A 12,446-nucleotide genomic window follows, 5' to 3' on the forward strand; every position below is an offset into this window, starting at 1 on the left:
TATACAGGCAATTAAATTCAACGATCTAACCGGTCTGTAGCTCAGCTGGCAGAGCAGCTGACTCTTAATCAGCGGGTCCAGGGTTCGATTCCCTGCAGACCGACAAAAAAAGCCATCCGTCAGCTGACGGATGGCTTTTATATTGTGTTTACATTTCTTTCTAATAGAACTTAACCCTTCTGTCGTCAATCTCGGCTTTATCCTTAAGCGCATTGAATGTCTGGTAATTTGCACGGTAAACATACCCCTGGGCAAGCTGTTGTTTTTCCTGATCCAATGTAGGAACACTTTTATTTTCTTCTTCACTGACCACACGGAAAACATAAACTGCATTATCACCTTTAACGGGTTCAGAAATTTCGTTTACAGGCGCTTTCACAACAGCTCCTATCAGTGAAGGAACATATCCGTTAGCTCCCTGAATATAGTAAGAACCAAAGGTAATATTTGATGCTGATTTAATTTCAGCTCCTTCTTTTTGAGCCAGCGATGAAAGGGTCTGACTTTCGGCTTTAGCAGCATTGATTTCCTTAATAAGGTATTCTGCCTGCTTATCTTTTAACAGTTCCGCGCGAATAGAACCTTCTACTTCTTCAACCGGCTGAATGCCTTTGTCACGAATTTCCGTCACAACAGCAATCACGAACCTGTCGCCCAGTTCCTGTACATCAGACAGTTTTCCAAGCTCTGCATCATTGAACGCCCAGCGAATCAGCTCACGACTGTTATCCATGTTGTTCACTTTTTTATCACTTGATTTTACTGTAGCTGCAGTATGATGAATCTTCGCAATTGAAGGATCCTCTTTTACAGCTTTTTCAAATTTTTCGTACGTATTGTTTTCGCCAAGAAATTTACTTGCTTCGCTATAAACATCACGGTAAGTATCTGTTGATGGTTCAACATTTCTCGAAAGTGTGGCTAGTAATACTTTATCCACATTTTTGCTCTTGTCCTGAACCAAAATGATGTGAGTTCCATAAGTTGATTTAGCTTCAACTATTTCACCAACTTTTGCATTCACACACGCTTCATTAAAGCCCGGAACCATCATTCCATCCTGGAACCATCCAAGTTCACCGCCTTTTTTAGCGCTTCCCTGATCCTTGGAAAATTGTTCTGCCAGCTCAGTAAATTTACTTTTGTTATTCTTTAAAACTGTATAAATACTGTCTGCCAGTTCCTGTGTGCGTTCTGCTGTAGCTTCCTGAATCAAAATATGTTTGGCTTCAATTGAATCCGGACGCATTGCCTCGTCAACTAATTTTACTACAACATATGCATCAGAAGCATTGTCTTTATAAGGGCCGTAAACAGCTCCTGGTTTGCTTTCATCCACGAAATCCTTCAAACGGGCATCAACTGCATCCTTATCCTGATAACGATCTACGAAGCGACTGTCTGAGTTAAGATTTACATATCGGGCAATTTCTTCCTGATCGTTAATAGACTTAATTTCCGTAGCAGCTTTTTCCGCCCATTCCTTTACATCTGCATCATCCTTATCAGATGCTTTAATGTCAAATTCAACATATTCGATCTTTCTTGAAGCATCCTGCTTATAGTCATCCTTGTGAGCACTATAGTACGTTTCAATTTCAGAATCAGATACTTTTAATGTTGAATCCTTAACAGAAGTAAAAGGTTTAGAGAAGAATTCAATGTTCTTTGACTTCTTGCTGTTTTCTGTTACGAATTCAGCTTCCTTGGAGTTAGCGTACAAACCTTTTGCGATAAGTGTGTTGTATTTTTCAAATAACCTCTGACTTACAATTTCTTTTTCCCAGTATAGCCAGTATGCTTTTGCAGCCGGGTCATTCTCCTTTTGTTTCAGAAAATTCAGTACGGCAGACTTATTAACCTGACCTGTCTGACGGTTTCCAAACAATTGTCTGACAATAGGAGATAAGTGATCACCCTGAACCAGGTCGAACAATTCATCTTCTGAAACTGCGAGGCCCAATTCATTATACTCATCGCCCATGATGTACTCTCTCTGAATGTTGTTCCAAACCTGATCGTGGATCATATCAACAGTTTGCTGATCAAGCGACTGGGTCTGCTGACTTTGCTTGTAGATTTCAGTCAGTTCCTGAATTTTATTCTGTAATTCATCGATCATCACCGCGTGACCGTTAATGTCGGCAACCTCGCGTTGTGATTGACCAAAGAAAGTTGATCTTGACTTAAAGAGATCGCCCAAAATAAATGCGGCCATGGCAACGCCAATCACCACAATCAACAACACTGCCCTATTTCTGATCTTTTCTAAAGTAGCCATTTAATGTTCTTATTTTTATTATACAAATGGGTTTTTTAAACAAGGGTACGAAGATACAAATTTTAGTGAATTAACATATTATCAACCTTTTTTTTATTACTGTTTCTGCTGTAAGGCATTTTTTAGTATTTGGCAAGGTTCAAAAGTCTTCTGAACGCCCTTTAAATACTTCAACTGAACAAGCTGGCCAAAGGATGAGAATATGTATTTCCTAATCTATAAAAATATAAGTTGTGTCACGACATAAACCGGCAACAGTACAACTAAAGAAAATTTCAAAATATACCCAAAGAAACTTGGCATCTCAATTTTATTTTCTTCAGCAATTGCTTTAACCATAAAGTTTGGTCCATTACCGATGTATGTCATAGCGCCAAAAAATACAGCACCCAAACTAATTGCTTTCAACATTACTTCTGATATATGTGCGACAAGGCCGGGCGCATTCGGATCACCAACTAAACCTAATGCAAGGTTGTGGAACGAAACGGCAGTTGGAGCATTATCAAGAAATGAGCTTAATATCCCTGTCGCATAATAAAACTGATACGACTTCGTCAGTCCAAAGGATTGAGCATTTTGTTCCAGATACATTAATGCTGGTACCATTGTAATAAAAATACCGAGAAACAGAAATGCGACCTCAAGAATCGGGGCCCAGGTGAATTTATTGGATTCGTAACGCATTTTTTTGTCTGTAAATATCAACGACAAAACTGCCATTAACAAAATAACTCCTTCCCGGATAAATCCATGGTAATGGTTTTCGTGTATTTTATGAATGTAATGTTCGTTTAATAAGGCAACAGAAAGAATTACGCCCAATAAGAACAGAAAATTTATATTTCCTTTCAATTTAATCGGCTCAATATGTTCGTGGTCCTCTTTTATTGCCTTTGGAGTTTCTTTTTTGTGGTAATATCTGTCCGTAAAATAGTAAATAACCAGCAGAACAGCTACAACAAAAGCCCATTGTGGCGCAAGACTAAAGAACCACTGGAACGGTGCTCCCCTTAAATAAAGCAAAAACAATGGTGGGTCTCCAAGTGGTGTTAGCATACCGCCGGCATTAGCGACAATCGCTATAAAAAATAATATTGTATGAACTTTATATTTTCTTTCAATATTGGTTTTGATGATTGGCCTGATGAGCAACATTGCAGCCCCGGTTGTTCCCATAAAAGATGCAAGAATACCTCCAATCGCAAGAAATAATGTATTAATAGAAGGTTTTGCCTCTATATCACCTTCAAGATGAATTCCTCCGGTTATCACAAACAACGCTCCAAGCAAAACAATAAAAGGAACGTAATCAAAAAGAATCTGATGTTCAACATTAAGCAACAAACCTCTTGACGCCATTAGTATTACAACCGGGATTCCCAATGCCAGCGAAACGATCAGTTTATTTTTATTCTGCTCCCACCAGTGTTCAAAGAGTAAGGGACCAATTGCGATAAAAAGAAGCATGACCACAAAAGGGATTGACAACCACAGTGGCATACTTTCGATAACTCCATGTTCCATAGATAGATTTTTTAGATTATTAGATTCTTTATAACTGAGCCTAAAATATAAAATTATTAAATACCGTACAGCAAAAATTACTGGTAGATATATCTGATTTTCAGAAACAATATTGACTAATCCAATAATTTAGTCGAGTTTTAAAACAGCCAGGAAAGCTTTCTGCGGCACTTCTACGTTTCCGATCTGTTTCATCTTTTTCTTTCCCTTTTTCTGTTTTTCAAGCAACTTGCGTTTACGGGTGATATCGCCTCCGTAACATTTAGCGGTCACATCCTTCCTTACTGCCTTTACTGTTTCCCGGGCAATAATTTTTGACCCGATAGCAGCCTGAATGGCTATATCAAACTGTTGTCTTGGAATCAGTTCCTTTAGCTTCTCACACATTCTCCGTCCCATATTATAGGCATTATCCACATGAAGCAGTGCAGATAAGGCATCCACCGATTCACCATTCAGCAGGATATCAAGCTTAATGAGTTTCGAAGGTTTATATCCTATGGTGTAATAATCGAATGAGGCATATCCTTTGGAAACACTTTTCAGTTTGTCGTAGAAATCAAATACGATCTCTCCCAACGGCATATCAAACTGAAGTTCCACGCGGTGTGCTGTATGAAAGTCCTGTTTTTTCAGCTCAGCCCTTTTATTCAGGCAAAGCGTCATAATCTGGCCAAAATAATCGGGATGTGTTAGTATGGTTGCCCTGATAAATGGTTCTTCAATGCGTTCGATATGTGTTGGATCCGGCAGTTCACTTGGGGTGTAAACATCCTTTGCTTCGCCCTGCTTGGTATAAACCTTGTACAATACGTTCGGTACCGTAGTAATCACGTTCATATCGTATTCCCGGTCCAGACGCTCCTGTATGATCTCCATGTGAAGCAGTCCGAGAAATCCGCAACGGAAGCCAAAACCAAGCGCTGCAGAAGATTCCGGCTCAAACGTAAGAGATGCATCATTCAGCTGCAGCTTTTCCACTGCTGCCCGCAGATCCTCGTAATCATCAGAATCAATAGGGTAAACACCCGCAAATACCATGGGTTTTACTTCTTCGAAACCGGAAATGGCCTTATCACATTTTCTTTTTACATGGGTAATGGTATCGCCCACTTTTACCTCGCGTGATGTTTTAATCCCGGAAATGATATAGCCCACATCACCTGTTCTAAGTACATCGCGGGGTTGCATGGAAAGCCTTAACACACCTATCTCATCGGCATAATATTCCTTGCCGGTATTGACAAACTTCACCAGATCACCTGTCTTAATCTCTCCGTTCACAATTTTAAAATAGGCAATGATGCCTCTGAAAGAGTTAAATACAGAGTCGAAAATCAAGGCCTGTAGCGGTGCTTCGGGATCACCCAAGGGAGGTTTAATACGATGCACAATAGCTTCCAGTATCTCATCCACACCTTGCCCTGTTTTACCACTTGCCCGGATTATATCCTCAGGATCCACGCCAAGCAGTTCAACAATTTCTTCTTCCACCTCCTCGGGCATGGCATTGGGCAGATCCATTTTATTCATCACCGGAATGATTTCCAGGTCGTGTTCCAGGGCCAGGTACAAGTTTGATATGGTCTGAGCCTGGATACCCTGTGTGGCATCAATGATCAGCAACGCACCTTCGCAGGCAGCGATTGACCGCGATACTTCGTACGAAAAATCCACGTGTCCCGGAGTATCAATAAGGTTCAGTTTATATTTTTTACCTTCCAGCTCATAATCCATCTGGATGGCATGACTTTTAATGGTGATGCCCCTCTCTCTCTCCAAATCCATACTGTCAAGAACCTGTTCCTGCAAAGCTTTTCCTGTTACAGTATGTGTTCGTTCAAGTAACCTGTCGGCCAGGGTACTTTTCCCATGGTCGATGTGTGCAATGATGCAAAAGTTACGTATATGATCCATTAAAATTATTTTCCTGTTTTGGATTGCAAATATATATATAAATCACAATTTATGAATGCAGTAGCGTCAAGGTTTTGAGCTCACTCCTGTATATCATCCCAACCGTGCATTCGTTAAAATTTTAAACGCTGTTTCTACGCGTCTGCATATAAAATAAGATGGAATGTTTTTGTAAGCTTTTCCAAAGTTCAAAACTTTGGAAAAGTTTAGCCTCCTAAAACCAGAACAATACGGATTAAAAATTAAAATTTTCCGGATCGGGCCCAACACGCTGGTTACGGTCAAGCGCATTAATAGCCCTCATTTCTTCTTCGCTGAGTTCAAAATCAAAAATATCCACATTTTGTCTGATCCTTTCGGGGTGCACAGATTTTGGAATCGTTACTGTGCCACGTTGAAGGTTCCAACGCAGGGTTACCTGCACAGGAGACTTACCGTATTTTTTACCGATTTCGTTTAACAGCATCACATCCAGAACACCTCCCTGCATCAGCGGACTCCAGGCTTCGTGCTGTATGCCTTTTGATTTGCAGAAATCCACCAACGATTGCTGAACAAGATACGGATGAAATTCCACCTGGTTCACTGCAGGAATGACCTCGGCCATTTTTAATAATTCTGTTAAATGCACTTCATGAAAATTGCTGACCCCGATGGCACGAATTAAACCTTCCTTATATAGCTTTTCAAATGCCCTCCACGTATCTGTAAATTTCCCTTTAACCGGCCAGTGTACCAAATACAAATCCAGGAAATCCATTTGCAGTTTTTTCAGACTAACTTCAAACGCTTTCAACGTTTTTTCATAACCCTGATCTGAGTTCCAGACTTTAGTGGTGATAAAAATATCTTTACGGTCAACATCAGACTTAGCTAGTGCATTTCCTACGCCGGCTTCATTATGGTAAAACGAAGCGGTATCAATATGCCTGTAACCTGCTTCAAGAGCTGACAATACAGCCGTTTCAACTTCCTCTCCGTCTTTGGTCAGATAAACGCCAAGTCCCAGATAGGGCATTTCTACTCCGTTATTCAATGTTACTGTTCCTGCTAAATCTGTAATGTTCATATTTTTAAGACTTAAGATTAAAGATTTATGATATAAGACAACCTGATTTTATAATGAGTCAGGTCCCAGTTTGTTCAAAGGTTAACAAAGCTACAAAAAAAGCCGATCCCAACGGAACGGCTTTTACATATATCTTTTAAATGTTTCAGATTTCTGCGCTGGCAGTTTCCATTTCGCGGTCAACTTTTTTAACCAGTCCCTGCAATACTTTACCCGGACCAACCTCTGTAAAGGAAGTGGCACCGTCGGCAATCATATTCTGAACGGTCTGTGTCCATTTTACAGCACCTGTCAACTGTGCAATCAGGTTTTCTTTTATCACCGAAGGATCAGTCTGCGGTTTGGCATCCACATTCTGATAAATCGGACAAACCGGGGCATTTATTGTTGTTGTTTTAATGGCTTCGGCCAGTTCTTCACGGGCAGGTTCCATTAGTGGTGAATGGAAGGCACCTCCAACCGGTAAGACCAAAGCGCGTTTGGCACCTTTTTCTTTCAGGGTTTCGCAGGCAGCATTAACGGCTTCTACAGAGCCGGAAATCACCAGCTGACCAGGACAGTTGTAGTTGGCAGCGACCACAATACCTTCGGTTGTTTCGCAAACAGCTTCCACTGTTTCATCATCCATTCCAACAATGGCTGCCATGGTTGACGGTTCAACTTCGCAGGCTTTCTGCATGGCCATGGCACGTTTCGAAACCAGGGTCAATCCGTCTTCAAATGTCAGGGCTCCGGCAGACACCAGGGCAGAAAATTCGCCCAAAGAGTGACCGGCAACCATTTCAGGTATGAATTTTTCTCCCATTACTTTCGCCAGAATCGTTGAGTGTAAAAAGATAGCCGGCTGGGTAACCTTTGTTTGTTTCAGGTCATCCATGGTTCCTTCAAACATCAGATCGGTGATTCGGAAGCCCAGAATATCGTTGGCTTTTTCGAATAACTCTTTTGCAATTTCGTAATTGTCGTACAGGTCTTTTCCCATTCCTACAAACTGGGCACCCTGTCCCGGAAATACAAATGCTTTCATTGTCTATAATTTTAATTTGCGCCGCAAAGATATAAAAACTTTATGGTAGAAATAAATACATGACATTTACCTTTTTATCGTCATTTACTATCTTTATACCTTCAACCAATTTATCAATGTTGCATGTTTAAGCCACTACTATTCTTATCGGTCATTTTTCTGATCGGATGTGCCGGAAAGCAAGAAAAATCACTCCCATATATCGATCTTTCAAAGTTTGAAGATGGCATTCATCACTGGAATCTTTATAGCGAAATCAGAACACAGGAACGCTATGACTCCGCTGATGTTATAGGTATTGCGGATAATTTATTGCGTTATCAGAATAAAGACGGAGGTTGGCCCAAAAATATCGACTGGCTGGCAAAGCTGGACAGAGATTCCGTGATCAATGCCTTATCGGATCATTATCGTGAAAGCACGTATGACAACCGGAATACCTTCCCGCAAATTGAGTACCTGGCAAGTGTTTATCACTATTCAGGCAATGATAAATACAAAACAGGAGCAGAAAAAGGGTTGCATTATATTCTGAACACACAATATCCCAAAGGTGGCTGGCGGGGCTGGGATGCCGATGCCATAACCTTTAACGATGATGTGATGACCGGCATCATGAACCTCTTGCTGGATGTAAAAGAGGAACGCGATATTTATTCATGGATTGGCAATGCCCTTCGTGATTCTTTGCTCGAAGCGTATGGTAAAGGACTTAAGGTGATCCTGAATTGCCAGATAAAACTGGATGGCACAAAAACGGCCTGGTGTCAGCAGCATGATCCGGTAACGTATGAACCGGTTCAGGGCAGAAGTTACGAACTGCCATCTATCACGGCCCGTGAAAGCAGTGATATTGTCCTGTTTCTAATGCGGATTAAAGATCCGGATCAGGCTACCAAAGATGCGGTTGAATCTGCCGTAAAGTGGTTCAAAAAGGCAAAAATTACAGGATACCGCTATGCCACCATAGAAATTCCGGAACGGCCTTATCATGAAACAACGGTGGATTTTGATCGTGAGTTTGTCCCGGATAAGAACGCCAAACCTGTTTGGGCCAGGTATTACGATCTAACAAACGGAAAACCATTTCTCTGTCTGCGCGATGGTACAGTCGTTTACAGTCTCAGCGAAATTTCATTCGACCGCCGTATCGGTTACGACTGGTACGGCTTTTGGCCTGAAAAAGTCCTTGAGGCATACAAGGCATGGACGGAATAAAATAGTTTTTACATATCAGTTTTCTTTCAATAATCTTCTTTTTGTACAACTAATGCAAGTTGATTCGTCCGACTTTCCAAATCCATACGTTCGATTTCCTTAAACCTGTCGATTCAAAGCTTCCTGCCGACGTAGTTTTGTGAAGAATTTTAATGGTCAGTTTAAAATTGCTGATATAAAAGATATGGCTATGAATCATTTTACAATCATACTTTTTGCGTTAACAGGAGGGATATTTCTATCCGTTCAGGGAGGATTAAATGCACAACTAGGATCCTTGCTAAAAAGTCCGTTGCTGGCGTCTCTGGTAGCATACCTTTTCAGTACGCTGTTTGCTTTTTTGCTTGTACTTTTTAGTATAAAGCAAATTCCGTCTATACAGCAGGTCAAAGCCATACCCTTTTACCTGTGGTTTAGCGGTGCACTTTTTAGTGTGTTAGGGATCAGTCTGTATTATTATACGATTCCCAAACTTGGAATTTCTACTATGATCTCCACCGGTCTGGTCGGACAAATTCTCTTTTCTTCTCTGGCCGGACATTTTGCCTGGTTCGGGCTCCCTGAAGAACCTCTTGATATTAAGAGGATTGTCGGGTTATGTGCAATGGTTATTGGAATAGTATTACTAAACAATAAATAAAATGAATTTAATAAGAGAAAATATTGAAAACCTGACAAGTCTTTGGCAGATTGTCGGAGAGAGGGCTAATGCTTTTTATCAGAAAAAAGGATTTAGCTATTGCGGAATAAACTATTCTGAATGGCCAAACAGATTATGGTTTCATGGTGAGGTGAATGATACAAATCTTCAGGAAGCAAAAGCTTTGATATCAGGTTCCCGCGTGAATCTAAAAATTGCATACTGGGACATCTTCGAAAATAATGCTTTGGAATTATTCGAAAAACATGGTTTCATCAGAACCTCAGAACAAATTGGCATGTCCCTGAAAGTCGATAGGCCTTTCGAAACAACAAAATCCATAAAACTGGAAAAAGTAGCGAATAAGAGTCAGGCTGTATTATGGTCTGATTTGTTCAAAAAGGCATTTAACTATGACATAAGCTACATTCTACTTTTGCTGAGCTCAAAAGATATTGATTATTTCCTGGCTTACAACAATAATCAACCCGTTGGAACATGCATGGTTTTCAGCCATACGAAGGAGGTAACAGGGATACATTCTTTGGGCATCATTCCTGAAATGAGAAGAAAAGGCTATGCCGAAGAAATTATGAACCATATCCTTGACCAGTCTTATGATCAAGGCTTTAAATATGTCACCCTTCAGGCCTCAGAGATGGCCCGTGCAATGTATGAGAAACTGGGATTTTTAACCCAATTTAAAATGTACAATTATAACATATAAAAACATTTGCGTTATGGAATTACTAAAAAACATGGAATGGCGATATGCTACCAAAAAGTTTGATCCTGACAAAAAAGTGGGATCATCAGAAATTGCAAAACTTAAAAAAGCAATTCAGCTGTCTGTTTCCTCGTATGGATTACAACTATATAAAGTACTCATTATTGAAGATAAAGCGTTAAGGCAAAAACTGAAACCGGTGTCGTGGAATCAGAACCAGATTACAGATGCATCTCATTTGTTTGTCTTTTGCAACTATTCAAAAGTTGAACCATCCGATATTGAAACACATATCCATCTGACATCGGAAATAAGGAATATTGATATTGAAAAGATAAGAGGCTATGGAGATTTTATCGTATCCAAACTCAATGAAAAAACCGATATTGAAAAGACAAACTGGCTTGAGCGTCAACCATATATTGCATTGGCAAACCTGTTAATGGCATGTGCCGAACTGGGGATCGATGCCTGTCCGATGGAAGGGTTTGAGCCGGATAAGTACAACACAATTCTTGGTCTGGATCAGAAAGGATTAAATGCCTGCGTCATTGCTACGGTTGGATACAGACATAATGATGACAGATCACAAAAACAGGCAAAAGTGCGGAAGCCTTTGGAAGCACTTTTCATGGAGATTTAAAATTTTACTTAAGATCTCTGTTATAAAGATGTTGGGAGACATCGCGATTAAAAGTAAAAATTGATCAATTTTTGTTCGGAATTATAATTCCGAACATTTGTTTATCAGACCATGTTTAGTTTTACAGCATTATTTTTTCCTGAATAAATGAATTATATACGTAGTAAAGACTTCTTTCAGAATATTACTGATGTAGGGCAAAGTTTAAATCACACAGAATGAAAATATTCAGGTTTATGTTGAGGGTTGCCTCAGAAAATAGCTAACACACACATAACAGAAGATGAAAGAAATATATATAGCACCATCGCAGGAAGCGGGGCGTGACTTTGTTTTAAGAGGAATAAAAGGTCCGGTTGTAATGCTTAACCTGCTTCGTTTTCGTGAGACGGCTGATTATTCAGCCTCTCCTGAGTTAGAACCGGAGAAGCCAATCAGCGGTAAAGAAGCTTATCAGTTGTACATTGACCATACCTTGCCGTTTTTAAAAGAATCAGGTGGCGAAATTATGTTTTTGGGAGAAGGAGGAAAATATCTGATTGGCCCCAGCGGTGAACGATGGGACCTTGTGATGTTGATTAAACAAAAAAACGTGGAAAGATTTCTGAATTTCGAATCACACAAAGATTATCAAAAGGGAATAGGTCACCGGACAGCGGCATTGGAAGATTCACGATTGCTCCCTGTTGCGGAATCGAAAGAATCTGGAAAATTAATTTTTCAACAATAAATTTTCCAAAGCGTTTAACCTTCAGAAGGTTATCAAAAAGAAAATGAAACAACTCAAAAGAACACTCGAAGAACAACGAAAGGAATTTTCAAAACGAAAATTTTTAGCAACACCGCTGGCCTGATTAACAGCTTGGTTGACCTCAGGGCTTGCCGCAATCTTCTTTCCTCCATCCATAGCTGTTTGGGTATTATTTATTGCCACCGGAAGCATTGTTTACCTTGCTCTGATTATTTCAAAGTTTACCGGCGAAAATTTTCTGGACAAGCAGAAACCCAAAAATGAATTTGACAGACTCTTTATGTACAGTGTTTTTCAATCGGTTCTTGTGTACTCCATTGCCATTCCCTTTTTTCTTGTCGATTACACTTCATTACCTATGACCATTGGAATTTTGACCGGGCTAATGTGGCTTCCCTTTTCGTGGATCATTCAACACTGGATCGGAATTTTTCATGTTGTTGTCAGAACAGTCATTATTCTTGTTTTGTGGTACTTGCTACCCGGATATCGGTTTATTGCTATTCCTTTCTCAATTGTTCTGATTTATCTGGTTACAATTTTTATCCTGTTGAACCGGAAGAAAAGTTATGAAATGGCAGATGAATAGTGGCGCATATTATTTTGCGGTCAAAACGTATGAATTCTAATACAAATATTTTTCAAT

General features: G+C 40.0%; 11 protein-coding genes and 1 tRNA gene. 7 read left to right on the forward strand and 5 right to left on the reverse strand.

Annotation, left to right across the window (positions count from 1 at the left end):
- The first annotated feature begins 30 nt into the window (after nucleotides 1–30).
- Nucleotides 31–103, forward strand: a tRNA-Lys gene (locus ACE1ET_RS16330).
- 57 nt (nucleotides 104–160) lie between these two features.
- On the opposite strand, the gene ACE1ET_RS16335 is transcribed toward ACE1ET_RS16330, so the two are convergent.
- The 5 genes from ACE1ET_RS16335 to fabD form a co-directional block, all read right to left on the reverse strand.
- Nucleotides 161–2,281: a peptidylprolyl isomerase gene (locus ACE1ET_RS16335; RefSeq protein WP_375729492.1), complete on the reverse strand. Its 2,121-nt coding sequence runs from the start codon at nucleotides 2,279–2,281 to the stop codon at nucleotides 161–163.
- 216 nt (nucleotides 2,282–2,497) lie between these two features.
- Nucleotides 2,498–3,808, reverse strand: a complete 1,311-nt coding sequence (locus ACE1ET_RS16340) for a sodium:proton antiporter (protein ID WP_375729493.1) — start codon at nucleotides 3,806–3,808, stop codon at nucleotides 2,498–2,500.
- Nucleotides 3,809–3,937: 129 nt separating this feature from the next.
- Entirely contained in the window at nucleotides 3,938–5,725 is a 1,788-nt protein-coding gene (gene lepA / locus ACE1ET_RS16345; protein ID WP_375729494.1) for a translation elongation factor 4, read from the reverse strand.
- Between the two features lie 235 nt (nucleotides 5,726–5,960).
- A complete protein-coding gene (locus tag ACE1ET_RS16350; protein ID WP_375729495.1) occupies nucleotides 5,961–6,794 on the reverse strand; it encodes an aldo/keto reductase in 834 nt (277 codons plus the stop codon).
- Nucleotides 6,795–6,939: 145 nt separating this feature from the next.
- Entirely contained in the window at nucleotides 6,940–7,821 is an 882-nt protein-coding gene (fabD, locus tag ACE1ET_RS16355) for an ACP S-malonyltransferase (protein ID WP_375729496.1), read from the reverse strand.
- 123 nt (nucleotides 7,822–7,944) lie between these two features.
- Between fabD and pelA the strand changes: the two genes are divergently transcribed.
- From pelA to ACE1ET_RS16385, 6 genes are all read left to right on the forward strand, one after another.
- Nucleotides 7,945–9,039 carry a pectate lyase gene (gene pelA / locus ACE1ET_RS16360; RefSeq protein WP_375729497.1) on the forward strand — a complete coding sequence of 365 codons (1,095 nt, stop codon included), beginning with the start codon at nucleotides 7,945–7,947 and terminating at the stop codon, nucleotides 9,037–9,039.
- A 190-nt stretch (nucleotides 9,040–9,229) separates the two neighbouring features.
- Nucleotides 9,230–9,679 (forward strand): DMT family transporter, encoded by a 450-nt coding sequence (locus ACE1ET_RS16365; protein WP_375729498.1) that lies wholly within the window; start codon nucleotides 9,230–9,232, stop codon nucleotides 9,677–9,679.
- A gap of 1 nt (nucleotide 9,680) precedes the next feature.
- Complete coding sequence (locus ACE1ET_RS16370; RefSeq protein ID WP_375729499.1) at nucleotides 9,681–10,406, forward strand: GNAT family N-acetyltransferase; 726 nt, start codon at nucleotides 9,681–9,683, stop codon at nucleotides 10,404–10,406.
- Between the two features lie 13 nt (nucleotides 10,407–10,419).
- Nucleotides 10,420–11,049 carry an NAD(P)H-dependent oxidoreductase gene (locus ACE1ET_RS16375; RefSeq protein ID WP_375729500.1) on the forward strand — a complete coding sequence of 210 codons (630 nt, stop codon included), beginning with the start codon at nucleotides 10,420–10,422 and terminating at the stop codon, nucleotides 11,047–11,049.
- Nucleotides 11,050–11,332: 283 nt separating this feature from the next.
- On the forward strand, nucleotides 11,333–11,779 hold the full coding sequence (locus ACE1ET_RS16380) for a DUF1330 domain-containing protein (RefSeq protein WP_375729501.1): 447 nt from the start codon (nucleotides 11,333–11,335) through the stop codon (nucleotides 11,777–11,779).
- Nucleotides 11,780–11,915: 136 nt separating this feature from the next.
- Nucleotides 11,916–12,389, forward strand: a complete 474-nt coding sequence (locus ACE1ET_RS16385) for a DUF7010 family protein (protein ID WP_375729502.1) — start codon at nucleotides 11,916–11,918, stop codon at nucleotides 12,387–12,389.
- The last annotated feature ends 57 nt before the right edge of the window (nucleotides 12,390–12,446 follow it).

Origin of the sequence: Quyinboa mangrovi, assembly GCF_042219825.1 — a bacterium.
Lineage (GTDB): Bacteria > Bacteroidota > Bacteroidia > Bacteroidales > UBA5342 > JBHJHP01.